18 protein-coding genes and 1 riboswitch are annotated in these 18,167 nt (G+C 70.5%); of the genes, 12 read left to right on the forward strand and 6 right to left on the reverse strand.

Annotated elements, in window-relative coordinates:
• The first annotated feature begins 120 nt into the window (after positions 1–120).
• From AC07DU_RS09810 to AC07DU_RS09835, 6 genes are all read left to right on the forward strand, one after another.
• Positions 121–1,092 carry a helix-turn-helix domain-containing protein gene (locus AC07DU_RS09810; RefSeq protein WP_479110583.1) on the forward strand — a complete coding sequence of 324 codons (972 nt, stop codon included), beginning with the start codon at positions 121–123 and terminating at the stop codon, positions 1,090–1,092.
• 71 nt (positions 1,093–1,163) lie between these two features.
• The gene (locus AC07DU_RS09815; protein WP_360888674.1) at positions 1,164–1,931 is read left to right on the forward strand and encodes an enoyl-CoA hydratase/isomerase family protein; all 768 of its coding nucleotides are present in this window, start codon (positions 1,164–1,166) and stop codon (positions 1,929–1,931) included.
• 242 nt (positions 1,932–2,173) lie between these two features.
• The gene (locus AC07DU_RS09820) at positions 2,174–2,686 is read left to right on the forward strand and encodes an ATP-binding protein (protein ID WP_360888677.1); all 513 of its coding nucleotides are present in this window, start codon (positions 2,174–2,176) and stop codon (positions 2,684–2,686) included.
• A gap of 363 nt (positions 2,687–3,049) precedes the next feature.
• On the forward strand, positions 3,050–3,859 hold the full coding sequence (locus AC07DU_RS09825; protein ID WP_479030913.1) for a polysaccharide deacetylase family protein: 810 nt from the start codon (positions 3,050–3,052) through the stop codon (positions 3,857–3,859).
• Entirely contained in the window at positions 3,856–5,043 is a 1,188-nt protein-coding gene (locus tag AC07DU_RS09830) for a YncE family protein (RefSeq protein ID WP_453371655.1), read from the forward strand. The genes AC07DU_RS09825 and AC07DU_RS09830 overlap by 4 nt, the downstream gene beginning before the upstream one ends.
• 97 nt (positions 5,044–5,140) lie before the next feature.
• Entirely contained in the window at positions 5,141–5,353 is a 213-nt protein-coding gene (locus AC07DU_RS09835) for an EF-hand domain-containing protein (protein ID WP_360888683.1), read from the forward strand.
• Positions 5,354–5,410: 57 nt separating this feature from the next.
• On the opposite strand, the gene AC07DU_RS09840 is transcribed toward AC07DU_RS09835, so the two are convergent.
• On the reverse strand, positions 5,411–5,959 hold the full coding sequence (locus tag AC07DU_RS09840; protein ID WP_360888693.1) for a PadR family transcriptional regulator: 549 nt from the start codon (positions 5,957–5,959) through the stop codon (positions 5,411–5,413).
• An 85-nt stretch (positions 5,960–6,044) separates the two neighbouring features.
• On the opposite strand from AC07DU_RS09840, the gene AC07DU_RS09845 reads away from it, so the two are divergent.
• Complete coding sequence (locus tag AC07DU_RS09845; protein WP_360888696.1) at positions 6,045–6,758, forward strand: flavodoxin family protein; 714 nt, start codon at positions 6,045–6,047, stop codon at positions 6,756–6,758.
• Positions 6,759–6,800: 42 nt separating this feature from the next.
• Here the strand turns inward: AC07DU_RS09845 and AC07DU_RS09850 are convergent, their stop codons facing one another.
• From AC07DU_RS09850 to gcvT, 5 genes are all read right to left on the reverse strand, one after another.
• Positions 6,801–7,322, reverse strand: coding sequence for an AMIN-like domain-containing (lipo)protein (locus AC07DU_RS09850; protein WP_479030907.1), 522 nt, complete (start codon positions 7,320–7,322; stop codon positions 6,801–6,803).
• A gap of 115 nt (positions 7,323–7,437) precedes the next feature.
• Positions 7,438–8,820, reverse strand: a complete 1,383-nt coding sequence (locus AC07DU_RS09855; protein WP_361945555.1) for an L-serine ammonia-lyase — start codon at positions 8,818–8,820, stop codon at positions 7,438–7,440.
• 240 nt (positions 8,821–9,060) lie between these two features.
• Entirely contained in the window at positions 9,061–10,317 is a 1,257-nt protein-coding gene (glyA, locus tag AC07DU_RS09860; protein WP_453371659.1) for a serine hydroxymethyltransferase, read from the reverse strand.
• Between the two features lie 15 nt (positions 10,318–10,332).
• Entirely contained in the window at positions 10,333–10,713 is a 381-nt protein-coding gene (gene gcvH, locus AC07DU_RS09865) for a glycine cleavage system protein GcvH (protein ID WP_360888707.1), read from the reverse strand.
• A 101-nt stretch (positions 10,714–10,814) separates the two neighbouring features.
• Positions 10,815–11,930, reverse strand: a complete 1,116-nt coding sequence (gcvT, locus tag AC07DU_RS09870; RefSeq protein ID WP_479110587.1) for a glycine cleavage system aminomethyltransferase GcvT — start codon at positions 11,928–11,930, stop codon at positions 10,815–10,817.
• A gap of 148 nt (positions 11,931–12,078) precedes the next feature.
• Positions 12,079–12,182, reverse strand: a riboswitch (glycine riboswitch).
• Between the two features lie 205 nt (positions 12,183–12,387).
• Here gcvT and AC07DU_RS09875 point away from each other — a divergent pair.
• The 5 genes from AC07DU_RS09875 (at position 12,388) to AC07DU_RS09895 (ending at position 18,046) form a co-directional block, all read left to right on the forward strand.
• Positions 12,388–13,071 (forward strand): AAA family ATPase, encoded by a 684-nt coding sequence (locus AC07DU_RS09875; RefSeq protein ID WP_453371661.1) that lies wholly within the window; start codon positions 12,388–12,390, stop codon positions 13,069–13,071.
• 136 nt (positions 13,072–13,207) lie between these two features.
• Positions 13,208–13,942, forward strand: a complete 735-nt coding sequence (locus tag AC07DU_RS09880) for an enhanced serine sensitivity protein SseB (RefSeq protein WP_453371662.1) — start codon at positions 13,208–13,210, stop codon at positions 13,940–13,942.
• A gap of 61 nt (positions 13,943–14,003) precedes the next feature.
• A complete protein-coding gene (locus AC07DU_RS09885) occupies positions 14,004–14,744 on the forward strand; it encodes an enhanced serine sensitivity protein SseB C-terminal domain-containing protein (protein WP_360888718.1) in 741 nt (246 codons plus the stop codon).
• 453 nt (positions 14,745–15,197) lie between these two features.
• A complete protein-coding gene (locus tag AC07DU_RS09890) occupies positions 15,198–16,193 on the forward strand; it encodes an ABC transporter permease (RefSeq protein WP_360888721.1) in 996 nt (331 codons plus the stop codon).
• 74 nt (positions 16,194–16,267) lie between these two features.
• Positions 16,268–18,046 carry an ABC transporter substrate-binding protein gene (locus tag AC07DU_RS09895; protein WP_479030895.1) on the forward strand — a complete coding sequence of 593 codons (1,779 nt, stop codon included), beginning with the start codon at positions 16,268–16,270 and terminating at the stop codon, positions 18,044–18,046.
• The last annotated feature ends 121 nt before the right edge of the window (positions 18,047–18,167 follow it).

Consider the following 18,167-nt stretch of genomic DNA (forward strand, 5'->3'; position numbering starts at 1 on the left):
AGTCGCGGGCGTCGAACATCCGGTCCGCGGCTGCTCCGCTGTGATCCGTTGTGGACATCCTGGCGCCCGACAGCACCACACACGAGCGTCTGGAACGACGTGCGCCATACACTTCCGGACATGCATTCCGTCGCCCTGGCCGTCACCGACGGCATGCTGCAATTCGAACTGTCCTTGGCCATCGAGGTGTTCGGGTCCGACCTGACCCACCTCGTGGACCCCTGGTACGAGTTCTCCCTCTGCGGACCGGGCGCCGTGCGGCTCGACCGCTACAGCCTGGAGCCGGACCACGGACTCGACCACCTTCCGCACGCCGACACCGTGATCGTCCCCGGCTGGGCCGACACGGACGTGGATCCGCCCGTGGAACTCGTCGACGCGGTGCGCGCGGCCCACGCGGCGGGCGCACGCGTGGTCTCGCTGTGCACCGGGGCGTTCGTCCTGGCCGCCGCCGGCCTGCTGAACGGCAAGCGCGCCACCACGCACTGGGCGCACACCGGTGAACTCGCCCGGCGCCATCCCGACGTCACGGTGGACCCGGACGTCCTCTACGTCGACAACGGCGACGTGCTCACCTCCGCCGGCAAGGCCGCCGCCATGGACCTGTGCCTGCACCTCGTCCGCCTCGACCACGGCTCGGCGAACGCCAACAAGATCGCACGCCGGCTGGTCGTCCCGCCCCACCGCGACGGCGGGCAGGCCCAGTTCATCTCCACCCCGGTCCCCGGCCCCGGCAACCATCCCCTCGCCGAGCTCTTCCCCTGGGTCCTCCAGCGCCTGGACGAGCCGCTCACCGTGGAAGACCTGGCCCGCCAGGCGCGGATGAGCTCGCGCCACCTGGGCCGCCACTTCAAATCACTGACCGGCACCACCCCGTTGCAGTGGCTCCACGCCCAGCGCATCCGCCACGCCCAGGAACTCCTGGAGACCACCGACGACACCGTCGACACCATCGCCACCGCCACCGGCATGGGCACGTCCACCACCCTGCGCCGCCACTTCCACCGGACCGTCGGCGTCCCCCCGGACACCTACCGCCGCACCTTCCGCTCCCACACCCACTCCCGACCGGAACGCGACAGCAGCGGGTGAGACCACCCGGCGCCGGGCTGTGACCCACGGCACCGGGCCACTTCACGTTAACCAGCGCTAACCTGGCCCGTATGACCATCTCTCTCGAAGTCTCCGAAGGCGTCGGCACCATCCGCCTGGACCGGCCGCCCATGAACGCCCTGGACATCGCCACCCAGGACCGGCTGCGCGAGCTCGCGGTGGAGGCGACCGACCGGTCCGACGTCCGCGCGGTCGTCCTCTACGGCGGCGAGAAGGTGTTCGCGGCGGGCGCGGACATCAAGGAGATGCAGCAGATGGACCACGCGGCGATGGTCGCCCGGTCCCGCGGGCTGCAGGACGCCTTCACCGCCGTGGCCCGCATCCCCAAGCCCGTGGTCGCGGCCGTCACCGGCTACGCGCTGGGCGGCGGTTGCGAGCTCGCGCTGTGCGCCGACTACCGGATCGCCGCCGAGAACGCGAAGCTCGGGCAGCCCGAGATCCTGCTGGGCCTGATCCCGGGCGCGGGCGGCACCCAGCGCCTCTCCCGGCTGGTCGGCCCCTCCAAGGCCAAGGATCTGATCTTCACCGGGCGCATGGTCAAGGCCGACGAGGCGCTCACGTTGGGCCTGGTCGACCGGGTCGTGCCCGCAGCCGAGGTCTACGAGCAGGCGCACGCCTGGGCCGCCAAGCTCGCGCAGGGTCCGGCGATGGCGCTGCGCGCGGCCAAGGAGTGCGTGGACGCGGGCCTGGAGGCCGACATCGACACCGGCCTCACCATCGAACGCAACTGGTTCGCGGGCCTGTTCGCGACCGAGGACCGCGCGCGCGGCATGCGCAGCTTCGTCGAAGAGGGCCCGGGCAAGGCCAAGTTCGTCTGAGGCCGGTCCGCCGGTCCCCCCTGCGGGTGGATTAGCCAGGCCTTAAGAGGACCTTAAGGAACGCCGTTGATCCACTCACCGTGATCGTTTCGAGGCGTTCCGTCACCGCAGGTCACGGCGTATATGGCGGGCGCCGCGTTGCCCGCCGCATATGACAGGACGCCCCCCGGACTCGTTGAATCCGGGGGGCGTTTTCCCGGGGAACGGCCCGGAGGGGCGGTGCGGCCGTCCATGATGGGTGCATGGCGGGCCTGGAGGGTGTGGAACAGCCGCGGCAGCGCGGCAGCGCTTCGGCGGTGCGGCTCACGGCGGCGGTGGAGGACGAACAGGGTCTCAAGGCGCTGGAGTCGCACGGGAATCCGGCTGAGGCGGAAGTGACCCTGCCGTCCATGCCCGAGTCGGCGAGCACCGCGCGCCGGCTCACCCAGTGCGTGGTGGTCCGCCTCTGGGGCCTCTCGCCGCAGATCGCCGAGCACGCCGTCCTGCTGGTGTCGGAGCTGGTCGGCAACGCCGTCCGCCACACCGGGGCCCGCTCGTTCGGTTTACGCATGCTGCGCCGGCGCGGCTGGATCCGCGTGGAGGTGCGCGATCCCTCGCGCGGACTGCCCTGCCTGATGCCGGTCCACGAGCTGGACACCACCGGCCGGGGCCTGTTCCTCGTCGACAAGCTGTCCGACCGCTGGGGCGCGGACCTGCAACCGCGCGGCAAGATCACATGGTTCGAGATGCGGGTCGCCGACCGCCAGAACGCCTGAAGCCCCCGGCGCCGTGGTGGGGCGTTGTGGGGGCTTCATGGGTGCGCTGAGGATCTGAAGGGGGTGCGATCCTCGGCGTGGCGACTTCGCTCGGGTCAATGGGAAGCCGTGCTTCGACTATGGCAGACGCGGGTCCAAACGCCAAAAGTCCCTACTCGGACATAAGTGGGCAAATACTAAGACTTTCTAGCTAAATCCTAGGTGAGGTGGGCCACTCACCTCGCAATCAATGAATAACTATCGACTGCTCTGAGTGAATCGTTGATCACGTGCGGGATGGGGCACCCGTTCGGCCCCTTGTGGTGAACATCGCGAATTGGGTCAATCATTACCTTCCGGCCCATCCACCCCTTAAATGGGCAGGTGCTCTCACATCCAGGCCGCCGAGCGGCCCTGCGAGCGGCGCTGCGCACGGCCGGCCTCGGGGCGGCCGGCGCCGCCGCGGCCGGCCTCACCGCCGCCTGCGGATCGGGCCGCCCCGCCACCGCGTCCTCCGCCCCGCCCCCCGGCCCGGCCAGAGCGGCCCGCCCCGCGCAGGCGGCGCCGGCCGTCCCGCGCCGGTACGCCGGGCAGCCCGTCGAGATCGGCCACGGCCCGCGCGACCGCCCCAGGGTCGCCCTCACCTTCCACGGCAACGGGGACCCCGCCATCGCGCGCGCGGTCCTGGCCGAGGCCGAACGCGGGGGCGCGCGGGTCACCGTACTGGCCGTCGGCAGCTGGCTCGACGCCCACCCGGAGATGGCCCGGCGGGTCCTCGACGGCGGTCACGAGCTCGGCAACCACACCCAGCGCCACCTCGCGCTCAACGACCTGCCCGAGGCGCAGGCGTACGCGGAGATCACCGACTGCGCCCGGCGGCTCAAGCGGCTGACCGGCTCCATCGGCACCTGGTTCCGGCCCTCCCAGACCCAGTACGCGACCCCCCTCGTCAGCAGACTGGCCCAGCGGGCGGGCTACCCGCACGTCCTCTCGTACGACGTGGACTCCCTCGACTTCACCTCGCCCGGCGCCGCGGCCGTCGTCCGCACCGTCACCGGGACGATCCGGCCCGGATCGGTGGTGAGCCTGCACTTCGGCTACGCGGACACGGTCGACGCGATGCCACCCCTCCTCGAAGAACTCGCCCGCCGCAAGCTGCGCGCGGTGACCACCACGGAGCTGCTGACCCCATGACGACCACCCGCCTTCTCCGGAAGGCCACCGTGCTCCTGGCCGGTCTGGCCCTCGCCGCCCTGGCCGGCTGCGGAACCGCAGGCAAGGGGCCCGCCGAGGGCGTGGGCACCAAAGGCCCGGCCAAGCCCGTCAAAGCCGTGCCGGCCGTCCCGCCCGGGCTGCCCGGCATGCCGCCGCTCCTCGATCCGAACGACGTCTACGCGGCGGACCGGCCGGGCCGGCTCTCGCCGGTGGTCAAGGACTTCCCGTCCCGGGTCTACGTGCCGAACACCACGTCCAACACGGTGTCCGTCATCGACCCGGAGACCTACAAGGTCATCGACACCATCCCGGTCGGGGTCCAGCCCCAGCACGTGGTCCCCTCCTGGGACATGAAGACCCTGTGGGTCAACAACAACCGCGGCCACACCCTCACCCCGATCAACCCGGCCACCGGCGAGGCCGGAAAGCCCGTCGAGGTGCACGATCCGTACAACCTGTACTTCACGCCGAACGGCAAGTACGCCATCGTCATGGCCTCGATGGACAAGGAGCTCGTCTTCCGCGATCCGCACACCATGGAGCGCGTCAAGACCGTCCCGGTGACCTGCTACGGCGTCAATCACGCGGACTTCTCCGCCGACGGGCGCTACTTCATCGTCAGCTGCGAGTTCTCCGGCGAGCTCCTCAAGGTCGACACCGAGAAGATGGAGGTGATCGGCCAGCAGAAGCTCCCCTTCGAGGGCGCGATGCCGCAGGACGTGAAGGTCTCCCCCGACGGGAAGACCTTCTACGTCGCGGACATGATGGCGCACGGCATGTGGGTGCTCGGCGGGGACACCTTCGAGACCCCGAAGCTGCTGCCCACCGGCAAGGGCTGCCACGGCCTGTACGTGAGCCGCGACTCCAAGGAGATGTACATCTCGAACCGGGGCGAGGGCACCGTCTCGGTCTTCGACTTCCCGAAGAACAAGCTCACGAAGAAGTGGACGCTGCCGAACGGCGGCAGCCCGGACATGGGCGGGGTCTCCGCCGACGGCAAGGTGCTGTGGCTGTCGGGCCGCTACAACTCGGAGGTCTACGCGATCGACACCGCCACCGGCAAGCAGCTCGCCCGGGTCCCGGTGGGCGGCGGACCGCACGGGCTCGCCGTCTATCCGCAGCCCGGCCGCTACTCGCTGGGCCACACCGGCATCTTCCGCTAGGCGGCTTAGACCGGGCGTAGGCGGACCCGAGGCGGGGGCGGGCGGGGGTGGCCGCTACCCTGAGCCGGTCAGCAGGCATCGAGAAGGAGTGGACCCAGTGGCGGACATCGAGAGCGCACGGACGACGTTCGGCAAGTTCGACGTGAACGGTGACGGCTTCGTCACGGCGGACGAGTTCAAGGCGGCCATGGCGGCCATGGGCGACCCGTTCGTCACCGGCCCGGTCGCGGACGCCGTGATCGCCTCCAAGGACGCGAACGGCGACGGCCTGCTCAGCTTCGACGAGTTCTGGGGCTCCCTGAACAAGTAGTCACCAGCCCCTGCCCCGGCCGCGAAGGCCGGGGCGGTGCTGTGTCCCGCTCGTGTCTCAGGCGTGCGGCCCGGACATGTCCTCGACCTCGGCGAGGGCTTCCTCCAGCCAGTGCAGCCAGAACGTCTCCAGGGCGATCCCGCCGTGCAGGACGAGCCGGCGCAGCCGGTCCTCCACGGCGTCGCGCCCCGGCGGGAAGTCCTTCTCCTCGATGGCCTCGTACTGCGCCAGCTGGCGCTGGTGCAGGTCCAGATGGCGCCGCAGCTCGGGGCCGAGCCCCTGCGGCCCCACGACGCCCGCCGCCCGGATCCGCAGCAGCAGCGGGTCGCGCATCGGCTTGGGGTCCTGGCTCTCGGCGACCCACCGCGCCAGCTCCGCGCCGCCGGCGGGCAGCACCTCGTACTCCTTCTTCTGTCCCCGCACGGGCACCTCGCTGGGCAGCGCCCTGATCAGCCCGGCCTCCTCCAGCCGGCCGAGCTCGCGGTAGATCTGCTGGTGCGTGGCCGACCAGAAGAACCCGATCGACTTGTCGAACCGCCGGGTCAGCTCCAGCCCGGACGAGGGCTTCTCGAGCAGGGCGGTGAGGATGGCGTGCGGCAGGGACATGGCGCCCATCCTAGGTTTGCGGCGGCCGTCCCCGTACGGGCGAGGCCCTGTGGCGGGCGCGGCCGGGGGTGCGCAGGCTGGGGGAGTGCCCGCCGACTACGACTACTCGGACCTCACCGCCCTCTTCGTGAACTGCACGCTCAAGCGATCGCCCGAGGTCAGCAACACCGAAGGCCTGATCGACCGGAGCCGTGCGCTCATGGAGGCGGCCGGCGCCCGGACCTCGCTGGTCCGCGCCGTGGACCACGACATCGCGACCGGCGTCTGGCCGGACATGACCGAGCACGGCTGGGAGAGCGACCAGTGGCCGGTCCTCTACAGCCAGGTCATGGACGCCGACATCCTCGTGCTCTGCGGCCCGATCTGGCTCGGGGACAACAGCTCCGTCATGAAGCAGGTCATCGAGCGGCTCTACGCCTGCTCCTCCCTGCTGAACGAACAGGGCCAGTACGCCTACTACGGGCGGGTCGGCGGGGCGCTGATCACCGGCAACGAGGACGGCGTCAAGCACTGCGCCATGAACGTCCTCTACAGCCTCCAGCACCTGGGCTACGCGATCCCGCCGCAGGCCGACGCGGGCTGGATCGGCGAGGCCGGGCCCGGGCCCTCCTACCTGGACCCCGGCTCGGGCGGCCCGGAGAACGACTTCACCAACCGGAACACCACTTTCATGTCCTGGAACCTCATGCACCTGGCCGCCCTGCTCAAGCGCTCCGGCGGCATTCCCGCGCACGGGAACCAGCGCTCCGAGTGGGACGCCGGCTGCCGCTTCGACTTCCCGAACCCCGAGCACCGCTAGTGCGCCGCCCGGGGCTGCACCGGCACCTGCGCCGGCGGGGGCTCAGTGGGCGATGTCCACGACGAGCCGTTCCGGGGAGTGCAGGCTGAAGGCGCGGTAGTAGGGAAGGGTGTCGAAGGCGGCGCCGATGGTCACGTACCCCTCGTAGTCGCCGGTCAGGGCGATGCCCTTGAGCTTGACCAGGTTGATCTTCTGGAGCTTGGGCCCGAGGTAGACGCTGCGGCCCGCGTCGTCGTGCGCGGCGGCGGGGTTCAGCCGGATCTCCAGGAAGTGCTTCCCGGCGAGCGGGACCGGCGCGCCGGACCCGTCGTAGCGCAGCTGGGGGACGGGGGTGACGGTGACCGTGGGCACGAAGGCCCGCAGGTCGATGACGATCCGGTCATAGGTGGGGTGCCCGGCCCAGCGGGCATTCACCACGAGCGGGGTCTGGGTGGTGGTGGACGGTGCGGCGGCCGAGGCCGGCGCGGCGAAGGAGAGTCCGGCGACGAGCAGGATGCCCGAGGCCAGGCCCGCGATCCGCCGGCGGTGCGGACGGAGCCGGAGCAGGGGATGTGGGCGTTTCATGACGTCCCCCCGATTCTCAGAGACGGGGACGGGTTGTCGTCGTCTAAGACACCCACCGCCCGCCCCCGGTTGCCACCGGACCCCCCCGGATACGAGGGGCCCGGTGCGGGTCAGCTCAGCACTCGATGACGTTGACCGCGAGGCCGCCGCGGGCGGTCTCCTTGTACTTGACCTTCATGTCGGCGCCGGTCTCCTTCATGGTCTTGATGACCTTGTCCAGGGAGACCTTGTGGCTGCCGTCGCCGCGCATCGCCATCTTCGCCGCGGTGACCGCCTTGACCGCCGCCATGCCGTTGCGCTCGATGCACGGGATCTGGACCAGGCCGCCGACCGGGTCGCAGGTCAGGCCCAGGTTGTGCTCCATGCCGATCTCGGCTGCGTTCTCCACCTGCTCCGGGGTGCCGCCCAGGACCTCGGCGAGGGCGCCGGCCGCCATCGAGCAGGCCGAGCCCACCTCGCCCTGGCAGCCGACCTCGGCGCCCGAGATCGAGGCGTTCTCCTTGAACAGCATGCCGATCGCGCCCGCGGCGAGGAGGAAGCGGACCACGCCGTCCTCGTCCGCGCCCGGCACGAAGTTCGTGTAGTAGTGCAGGACGGCGGGGAGCACGCCCGCGGCGCCGTTGGTGGGGGCGGTCACGACCCGGCCGCCCGCCGCGTTCTCCTCGTTGACCGCCATCGCGTAGATCGTCGTCCACTCGCTGCGGTGCATCATCGGGTCGCCCTCGGTGCGCAGCTGGCGCGCGGTGGAGGCGGCCCGGCGCTTGACCCGCAGGCCGCCCGGGAGGATGCCCTCGCGGGACATGCCGCGCGCGACGCAGGACTGCATGACGCGCCAGATCTCCAGCAGGCCCTCGCGGATCTCGTCCTCGGTGCGCCAGGCCTTCTCGTTCTCCAGCATCAGCGAGGAGATCGACAGGCCGGTCTCGTTCGCCAGGCGCAGCATCTCGTCGCCGGAGCGGAAGGGGTACTTCAGCACCGTGTCGTCGAGCTTGATCCGGTCCTCGCCGACCGCGTCCTCGTCCACGACGAACCCGCCGCCGACCGAGTAGTAGGTCTTCTCCAGCAAGGGGGCGCCGGCCTCGTCGTACGCGAAGAGCGTCATGCCGTTCGCGTGGTACGGCAGCGAGCGCCGGCGGTGGAGGATCAGCTGGTTCGGCTCGTCGAAGGCGATCTCGTGGCCATCGCCTATCTCCGCGCCCAGCAGCCGCAGCCGGCCGCTCTTGCGGATGCGCTCGACCTCGTCGTCCGCCGTCTCGACGTTCACCGTGCGGGGGGAGTGGCCCTCCAGGCCCAGCAGGACCGCCTTGGGGGTGCCGTGGCCGTGGCCGGTCGCGCCGAGCGAGCCGAACAGCTCGGCCCGGACGGAGGCCGTCTGGGCGAGCACGCCGTCCTTCTTCAGCCGCGTCACGAACATGCGGGCGGCCCGCATCGGGCCGACCGTGTGGGAGGAGGAGGGACCGATACCGATGGAGAAGAGGTCGAAGACGGAGATGGCCACGGTGGCGGACTCCCTTGTCTGCTCGTGGGGTGGGAGGTGCAGGAGAGGCGGATTATTCGGATTTTGTCCGACAGCCGAGCTTAACGCGGCCAGGTGAACGGCTCGGCCGCCGCACGACGTGGGAAGGATTACGCGGACGGGTCGGACCGGGGTCGGGCGGCCCGCCCGGCCCCGTGCCGCGGTCACGGGAAAGGGCCCGGCCCTGTGCGCAGACGAGGCCGGGCCCTTCGGACGATCCGCTCAGAGGGACGGGTACAGCGGGAACTTCGCGGCGAGCGCGGAGACACGCGCCTTCAGGTCCTCGCTGTCGTACCCGGGCTTCAGCGCGGTCGCGATGATCTCCGCGACCTCGGTGAACTCCTCGGCGCCGAAACCGCGCGTGGCCAGCGCCGGCGTGCCGATCCGCAGACCCGAGGTGACCATCGGCGGCCGCGGGTCGTTCGGGACGGCGTTGCGGTTGACCGTGATGCCGAGCTCGTGGAGGAGGTCCTCGGCCTGCTGGCCGTCCAGCTCGGAGTTGCGCAGGTCGACCAGGACCAGGTGCACGTCCGTGCCGCCGGTGAGCACGTCCACGCCCACGGCCTTGACGTCCGGCTGCACCAGACGCTCGGCGAGGATCTTCGCGCCTTCGAGGGTGCGCACCTGGCGCTCCTTGAACTCCTCCGAGGCCGCGACCTTGAAGGAGACGGCCTTGGCCGCGATCACGTGCTCCAGCGGGCCGCCCTGCTGACCCGGGAAGACGGCCGAGTTGATCTTCTTGGCCAGCTCCTGCGTCGACAGGATGACGCCACCGCGCGGACCGCCGAGGGTCTTGTGCGTGGTGGTGGTGACGACGTGGGCGTGCGGCACCGGGTTCGGGTGCAGGCCCGCGGCGACCAGACCGGCGAAGTGCGCCATGTCGACCATCAGGTATGCGCCGACCTCGTCCGCGATGCGGCGGAAGGCGGCGAAGTCCAGCTGGCGCGGGTAGGCGGACCAGCCGGCGACGATCAGCTGCGGCTTGGACTCCTTGGCGAGGCGCTCGACCTCGGCCATGTCCACCTGGCCGTTCTCGCCGACGTGGTACGGGACCACGTTGTAGAGCTTGCCGGAGAAGTTGATCTTCATGCCGTGGGTCAGGTGACCGCCGTGGGCCAGGTTGAGGCCCATGATCGTGTCGCCCGGCTTCAGCAGCGCGAACATCGCGGCGGCGTTCGCCTGCGCACCCGAGTGCGGCTGGACGTTCGCGGCCTCGGCGCCGAAGAGCGCCTTGATGCGCTCGATCGCGATCCGCTCGATCACGTCGACGTGCTCGCAGCCGCCGTAGTAGCGGCGGCCGGGGTAGCCCTCGGCGTACTTGTTGGTCAGGACCGAGCCCTGGGCCTCCATGACGGCGACCGGAGCGAAGTTCTCCGACGCGATCATTTCCAGGGTGGACTGCTGACGGGCGAGCTCGGCGTCGACGGCGGCGGCGACGTCCGGGTCCAGCTCGTGGAGAGGGGTGTTCAGTACAGACATCAGGGTCCCCTGGGGTCAGTTACCGGCGGTGAGGGCGGTGTACTCACCGAAGGACAGGACGTCCTTCGGCTCCTCCGAGAGGCGCACCTTGAACAGCCAGCCGCCCTCGAACGGGGCGGTGTTCACGAGCGCCGGGTCGTCGACGACGTCCTGGTTGAACTCGACGATCTCACCGGAGACGGGGGAGTACAGGTCGCTGACCGACTTGGTCGACTCCAGCTCGCCACAGGTCTCGCCCTCGGTCACGGTCTCGCCGACCTCGGGGAGCTGGGCGTAGACGACGTCACCGAGCGCGTTGGCCGCGAACTCCGTGATGCCGACCGTCGCGACGCCGTCCACGGCGTCCGACAGCCACTCGTGCTCCTTGGTGTAACGCAGCTTCTCGGGGTTGCTCATGACCTGATTCTCCTGGATGCGGGGGAGTGGATACGAACTGCGGTCTCGGGTACTGAGACGGCGCCGTACGGGCGTCCGTACGGCGGATGTCGTGTGCGGAACTACTTCTGCCGCTTGTAGAACGGCAGCGCCACGACCTCGTACGGCTCATGCGTACCGCGAATGTCGACGCCGACGCCGGAGGTGCCGGGCGCGGCGTGCGCCGCGTCCACGTACGCCATCGCGATCGGCTTGCCCAGCGTCGGCGAGGGGGCGCCCGAGGTGACCTCGCCGATGACCTGACCGTCGGCGACGACCGGGAAACCGGCGCGCGGGACGCGGCGGCCCTCGGCGATCAGGCCGACCAGCTTGCGCGGCGGGTTGGTGGCGGCGCGCTCGGCGGCGGCCTCCAGTGCGGCGCGGCCGACGAAGTCCCCCTCCTTCTCGAACTTCACGACCCGGCCCAGGCCCGCGTCGAACGGGGTCAGGGAGGTGCTCAGCTCGTGCCCGTACAGCGGCATGCCCGCTTCCAGGCGCAGCGTGTCGCGGCAGGACAGGCCGGCCGGGACCAGGCCGACGCCCTCGCCCGCCTTGGTCAGCGCCTGCCACAGCTCCACGGCGTGCTCGGGGGCGACGAACAGCTCGAAGCCGTCCTCGCCGGTGTAGCCCGTACGCGCGATCAGCGCGGGCACGCCCGCGACGGTGCCGGGCAGGCCGGCGTAGTACTTGAGGCCGTCCAGGTCGGCGTCCGTGAGGGACGCCAGGATGCCGGGGGACTCCGGGCCCTGCACCGCGATCAGCGCGTACGCGTCGCGGTCGTCGCGGACCTCGGTGTCGAAGCCGGCGGCGCGCTCGGTCAGGGCGTCGAGGACGACCTGGGCGTTGGAGGCGTTGGCGACGACCATGTACTCGGTCTCGCCGAGGCGGTAGACGATCAGGTCGTCGAGGATCCCGCCGTCGGCCTGGCAGATGTGCGTGTAGCGGGCGCGGCCGACGCCGACGGTGGAGATGTTGCCGACCAGCGCGTAGTCGAGGGCCTTGACGGCCTCAGGGCCGGTCAGCGTGATCTCGCCCATGTGGGACAGGTCGAAGAGACCGGCCTTGGTGCGTACGGCGTTGTGCTCGTCGCGCTCGCTGGCGTACCGCAGCGGCATGTCCCAGCCCGCGAAGTCGGTCATGGTCGCACCGACCGAGCGGTGCAGCGCATCGAGCGCGGTCAGACGGGGGGCAGTGCTCATGGGTGTGGCTCCCGAGTCCCAGGGCATGACATGACGAGGAGGGTCCTCCCCATCTGTCATCGGAACCTGAGAGGTTCGCCGCAAGTCCCGGAGGACGTCGGCTTGCACCTTGGGTGGAGCTGTCGAGCAGCTCGCTTTTCAGATCTGCCTCATCCACGCGGTACGGGGCCTGAGAGATTCAAGGGAGGATCTTGCTCCTTCGGCGCCCACGCACGGCCTTGCGGCGTGCCGGGACTCTCCCGCGCGGATTCAAGCGGCCGGTATGCAGTTGGTCCAGATGGCGCACATCATTGCACGCCATGTCCGTGATCGGGCGTGCGGGTCCGCACGTGCGTCCGGGCCGCCGGTGGGCGGACCGGAACCAGAGCTGCCGGATTACCGTCTCTTTACACTCAGTGGGCAAGGGTCCTGGCGACCCGATTCGGGGGAGGCGAACACTGTGCGCAGATTCGGGGTAGTGGCGACGACGGCGGGAACCGTGGACGCGGTGCCGGCGCAGCGCGGCGCGCGCGGGCGCAAGGGCGCGGCGGACGCCGCTGCGGCGGCCGGGACGGGCCTCGGCCGCGGTCCCGTACGCGATCTGCGCGGCCCGGCGGTGCGCGGCCCGCAGCGGCTCGGCTTCGCGGAAGGGGACATCGTCGTGGTGTCCGGCCTGCCGGGCGGCGGCAAGAGCACGCTGATCAAGCGGGCCGCGGCCGAGGGCGCTGCCATCGACTCCCAGGACACCCGCGAGCGCTGGGAGCGCCGGATGCCGCAGGCGCTGCCGTACGCGGTGTACCGGCCGCTGGTGCGGATCGCGCACTACTGGGGGCTGGGGCGGGCCCTGCGCTCCGGAGCCTCCGTGGTGGTGCACGACTGCGGCACGCAGAGCTGGGTGCGCGGCCTGCTCGCGGCCGCCGCGCGCCGCCGGGGCCGGGCGCTGCACCTGGTCCTGCTGGACAGCAGCCCCGAGGAGGCCCTCTCGGGCCAGGCGGCGCGCGGCCGCGGGGTTTCCGCGTACGCCTTCGCCCGCCACCGCGGCGCGGTGGGCCGCCTGCTGCGCGAGGCGGAGGCGGGCCGCCCGCCCGTCGGCTGCGCCTCGGCGACCCTCCTGGACCGCCGCTCGGCCGCCACCGTGACGGGGATCGCGTTCCACGGGTAGCTCGCCGGGCGCGCCGCCGGGAGCCAGCCCCGGCTGAAAGACCGGGGCTCCGGGGGCTGGCCCCCGGCAGCGGCGCCGCGGCCCGACGGATAACCTCGGCCACGACGATCCGCGGAACCAATGGAGGCACACGCACATGCACAGCGGCGGCTGGCCGGCAAATGAGCTGGAGCAGGTGCTCGGGGCGGCGCTCGGGCAGCCGGACGCCGGGGGGCGGATCCTGGAGGTGCTCGGGCGCAGCCAGGTGTGGGTGCCCCTGCCCGGCGGCGGCGGGCAGGACTCGGCCGCCCTGGACCTGCCCACGATGGAGATCGGCGGGGCGGCGTACGTACCCGTCTACAGCTCCGAGGCCCAGTTCCTCGCCTGCGCCGGCCCCGGCATGGACTTCGCGGTGGCCCCCGCCGTCGACTTCGCCCGTGGCCTGCCCCCGCAGCTCGGCATCGCGCTCAACCCCGAGGGCGCCGTCGGCGTCCCGCTGCCCCCGCCCGCCGTCGCGGAGCTCTGCCGCACCGGCCGGACCCCCCTCGACGGCCCGGCCACCGGCGGCCGCGTACGGCTCTACGAGCCCGACTGGCAGGAGGACCCGGTCGACTTCCTGGCCGCCGCCGCCGAGGAGTTCCGCGCCACCGGCGTGATCGCCGCCGCCTTCCGCTGCCTCGCCAGCATCGAGGGCGGGGCGCCGGAACTGTTCATCGGTGTCCGCCTGGTGGGATGGGAACCCGAGATGCGAAACGCCCCGATGGACGCCCTGGGGCGGGCCCTGAACCGGGTCGCGCCGCCGTGGCCCGTGCAGTTGATCCTCCTGGACGCCGCCCAGGACCCGGTCACGGACTGGATTCGTGAGCGCGTACGCCCCTTCTACCTCCCGTAGGGCCGCTTAAGCTGTTCACGCGTTGACGACGGGCGGAAGAAGAGACGAAGAGGGGTACCGGGTGAGTGCGTCAGGCACGGCCGCGGCCGGGCAGGTCGAGCACATGCTGCGCCAGGTGACTCCCGGGCGCTACGAAAGCTACGAGTCGCTTCTGCACGCCCTGTGCGAGGGCCGGCTGTGGATGCTGCTCTGGCAGGGGCAGCCGGGCTCCCCCGACGCCCAGTACGGCGGTATGGAGGTCGAGGGCCTGGGGTACGCGCCCTGCGTCACCTCCCCGCAGGAGCTGGCAGCCAGCGGCTGGAGCCGGGGCTACGAGGTGGTCACCGGGCGGGACATCGCCCGCGCGCTCTACCCGGACCGCTGGGGCCTGTGGCTCAACCCGCACGCCCAGGGCGGCGGTCTCGGCATCCCCTGGGCCGACCTGCGCCGGATGGCGACCGGCCTGGACCGGATGCCGGCCGGACCGCTGCGGCTCTCCGAGCCCGCGCTGGAGCTCCCGCAGTTCTACGGGCTGCTGACCCAGCACGCGCACCGCACGCCCGCCGTGCGCTCGCTGCGCCGCGCCTGGGTGCAGCCCGCGCTCGGCTCCCCGTACCTCGCGGTCGGGCTCGACCTGTACGACGCCTCCGCGCCCGCGCTGGAGTCCGTACGGGAGATGATGCGCCAGTCGGTCGGCGTGGTCCCCGAGGGCGTCCCGGTGTGCACGGTGGCGCTGGCGGACGAGCACGACCCCGTCGCCATGTGGCTGCGCGCGCAGACCCGCCCCTTCTACGACCGCGAGGGCCAGGCTCCGGCGTACTGACCCGGTCCGGGGCCCTCGTGGCCCGCGCATCCGCACATCCGCATAGCGAGACATCTCATCTCGAAGGCCGCACCGGACCCACCGGTGCGGCCTTCGGCATATCCGCTGATTCCGTCCAAAATCCAAGTGCTACACGGCAGTTGGGCCGGATGTCCGTTCCGCGGCTAAGGGGCGGTCTTTCACCGCTGATAGGGCCGCGTCGTTCGGATAACGGAAGGACGCGGCACAGATCACGGTTGCGCATCACATCCCCGGCAGGTCTGGCGGGCGCTTGAGACGGCGTTGAAGACTCCACCCCACCGAAGGCAGGTCCATCCCGCAACCACCAGCTCTTCACGTGCGCTTCAGGCGCATTTCGCGCCATTCGCACCATCAGCGACGCCGATAGAACCAAAGCCGCCACAGCGGCGGGCATGGGCCGGCCACAGTCGGCCGAGAGGGGTCCCCACCACGATGACGGCACCACTGCACGACACCAGCGCGGCCGAGCCCGCGGCCGTGGCCGCCTCCGACGTCCCGCCGAAGGCGATCGAAGGGCGCTCGCCGTGGCAGATCGCCTGGCTGCGCCTTAAGCGTGACAAGGTCGCACTGGCAGGCGGCGTCATCGTGCTCCTGCTGATCCTCGTCGCGATCTTCGCGCCGCTGATCGTCAACGCCTTCGGCCACCCGCCGGAGGAGCTGCACGAGGACCTGCTGGACCCGCTGCTCGGCCTGCCGGCCGGCGACTACGGCGGCATGAGCGGCGACTTCCTGCTCGGCATCGAGCCGGTCAACGGCCGCGACGTCTTCAGCCGGATCGTCTACGGCGCCCGGATCTCGCTCCTGGTCGCCTTCCTGTCCGCCTTCGTGGCGGTCTCGCTCGGCACCTTCTTCGGCATCGTCGCCGGCTACTTCGGCGGCTGGGTGGACGCGGCCATCAGCCGGGTCATGGACCTGCTGCTGGCCTTCCCGCAGCTGCTCTTCATCATCGCGCTGATCTCCGTCATCCCCAGCAAGCTGTGGGGGTTCGAGGGTTCGGGCCTGCGGATCGCCGTACTGGTGCTGGTGATCGGCTTCTTCGGCTGGCCGTACATCGGCCGCATCGTCCGCGGCCAGACCCTGTCACTGCGCGAGCGCGAGTACGTGGAGGCGGCGCGCAGCCTCGGCGCGGGCCGCGTCTACATCCTCTTCCGCGAACTGCTCCCGAACCTGGTGGCGCCCATCACCGTCTACGCGACGCTGATGATCCCCACCAATGTGCTGACCGAGGCCGCCCTGAGCTTCCTCGGAGTCGGCGTCAAGCCGCCCACGCCGTCCTGGGGAGAGACCCTCTCCACGGCCGTGCGGACCTACGAGGACGATCCGCTGTTCATGATCTTCCCCGGCGTAGCGATCTTCATCACCGTGCTGGCCTTCAACCTCTTCGGCGACGGCGTCCGTGACGCCCTCGACCCGAAGGGCTCCCGCTAGCCATCGCAGGGCAATTCAGGACCCGGCTTCATGCCGTAAGTGCACCGGAACTACAACGGAGGGTTGCGAGCATCGTGACTACCCATCGCACGTCGAAGCGACGACTTGCCGCCGGCACCGCCGTCGTGCTCGCGGTCATGCTGACCGCGACCGCCTGTGGCGGAGACGACAAGAAGGACGAGAAGACCTCCGCCGGCGGCGGTGGCTTCAACGCGGGCATCGGCAAGATCGCCAACCCTTCGGACAAGAAGGGCGGCGAGCTGAAGTTCGTCGGTACCCAGGAAGCCGACTCGTGGGACCCGCAGCGCGGCTACTACGGCTTCATGTGGGACTTCTCCCGCTACTACGCCCGCCAGCTGGTGAGCTTCAAGCCGGGTCCCGGCACCGAGAGCACCGAGCTCGTCCCCGACCTCGCCACCGCCAAGGCCGAGATCACCGACGGCGGCAAGACGTACAAGTACACCCTGAAGGACAACGTGACCTGGGAGGACGGCACCCCCGTCACCGCCCAGGACGTCAAGTACGGCATCGAACGCACCTGGGCCCAGGACGTCATCTCCGGCGGTCCGGTCTACCTGATGCAGGTCCTCGACCCGAAGACCGAGTACCCGGGCCCGTACAAGGACCCCTCCCCGGACAAGCTCGGCCTCAAGGCGATCGAGACCCCGGACGCGAAGACCATCATCTTCAAGCTCCCGCAGCCCAACGGTGACTTCGAGCAGATGCTGGCCATGCCGGCGGCGAGCCCGGTCAAGCAGGAGAAGGACACCGCGGCCAAGTACGGCCTGAAGCCCTTCTCGAACGGCCCGTACAAGATCGACTCGTACGAGCCCAACAAGAGCATGAAGCTCTCGCGCAACGAGAACTACAAGCCCGAGTCGGACACCATCCGCAAGGCGCTCCCGGACACCATCTCGGTCACGTTCATGGCGAACGCGGACGACATGGACAAGCGCCTGATGAACGGCGAGTTCGACGTCGACATCAACGCGACCGGCATCGGCCAGGCGGCCCGCGCCACCGCGCTGAAGGAGCACAAGGACAACCTGGACAACGGCCAGACCGGCTTCATCCGGTACGCCGTCATGCCCCAGACCGTCGCGCCGTTCGACAACATCGAGTGCCGCAAGGCCGTCATCTACGCGGCCGACAAGAAGTCCCTGCAGACCGCCCGCGGCGGCCCGCAGGCCGGTGGCGACATCGCCCCGAACATGCTCCCGCTCGGCATCAAGGGCTCGGACGCCAAGTACGACCCGTACGAGGTCCTGAAGAACGACGGCAAGCCGAACCTGGAGAAGGCCAAGGCCGCGCTGAAGGCCTGCGGCAAGGAGACCGGCTTCAAGACCACGATCGCGGTCCGCAACAACAAGCCGGTCGAGATCGCGACCGCCGTCTCCCTGCAGAACGCCCTGAAGCAGGTCGGCATCGAGGCCGACGTCGACCAGATCGACGGCGCCCAGACCTCCGGCATCATCGGTTCGCCGAAGGTCGTCAAGGAGAAGAACTACGGCATCATCATCATGGGCTGGGGCGCCGACTTCCCGACCGGTCAGGGCTTCTCGCAGCCGCTGGTCGACGGCCGCTTCATCCTGCAGAGCGGCAACAACAACTTCTCCGAGCTGAACGACCCGGCGATCAACAAGCTGTTCGACGACGCCATCGCGGAGACCGACCCGAACAAGGCCGGCGAGATCTACAAGCAGATGAACCAGAAGGTCTCCGAGGCCGCGGTCTACCTGCCCTTCGTCTACGACAAGACGATCACCTGGCGCTCGAGCCGTCTGACGAACGCCTACACCACCGACGCCTACAACGGCCGTTACGACTACGCGTCGCTCGGCGTCATGAAGTAACGATCCGTCAGTCCAGTTCCGATGTTCCAGTGCCACACCCGCTAGGCACGAAGGGCAGGTGATGGCCGCGGTTACGGCTTGGGGGTGCCCTCCAGAAGAGGGCGCCCCCGGGCCGCAGCCA

This window comes from Streptomyces sp. NPDC045695 (genome assembly GCF_056432025.1).

Bases quoted from the DNA above. Each gene is read 5' to 3' on its own strand.
- AC07DU_RS09810 (WP_479110583.1), top strand. From the start codon at position 121: ATGCATTCCGTCGCCCTGGCCGTCACCGACGGCATGCTGCAATTCGAA.
- AC07DU_RS09820 (WP_360888677.1), top strand. From the start codon at position 2,174: ATGGCGGGCCTGGAGGGTGTGGAACAGCCGCGGCAGCGCGGCAGCGCT.
- gcvH (WP_360888707.1), bottom strand. From the start codon at position 10,713: ATGAGCAACCCCGAGAAGCTGCGTTACACCAAGGAGCACGAGTGGCTG.
- AC07DU_RS09890 (WP_360888721.1), top strand. From the start codon at position 15,198: ATGACGGCACCACTGCACGACACCAGCGCGGCCGAGCCCGCGGCCGTG.
- gcvT (WP_479110587.1), bottom strand. From the start codon at position 11,930: ATGAGCACTGCCCCCCGTCTGACCGCGCTCGATGCGCTGCACCGCTCG.
- glyA (WP_453371659.1), bottom strand. From the start codon at position 10,317: ATGTCTGTACTGAACACCCCTCTCCACGAGCTGGACCCGGACGTCGCC.
- AC07DU_RS09830 (WP_453371655.1), top strand. From the start codon at position 3,856: ATGACGACCACCCGCCTTCTCCGGAAGGCCACCGTGCTCCTGGCCGGT.
- AC07DU_RS09815 (WP_360888674.1), top strand. From the start codon at position 1,164: ATGACCATCTCTCTCGAAGTCTCCGAAGGCGTCGGCACCATCCGCCTG.
- AC07DU_RS09880 (WP_453371662.1), top strand. From the start codon at position 13,208: ATGCACAGCGGCGGCTGGCCGGCAAATGAGCTGGAGCAGGTGCTCGGG.
- AC07DU_RS09850 (WP_479030907.1), bottom strand. From the start codon at position 7,322: ATGAAACGCCCACATCCCCTGCTCCGGCTCCGTCCGCACCGCCGGCGG.
- AC07DU_RS09840 (WP_360888693.1), bottom strand. From the start codon at position 5,959: ATGTCCCTGCCGCACGCCATCCTCACCGCCCTGCTCGAGAAGCCCTCG.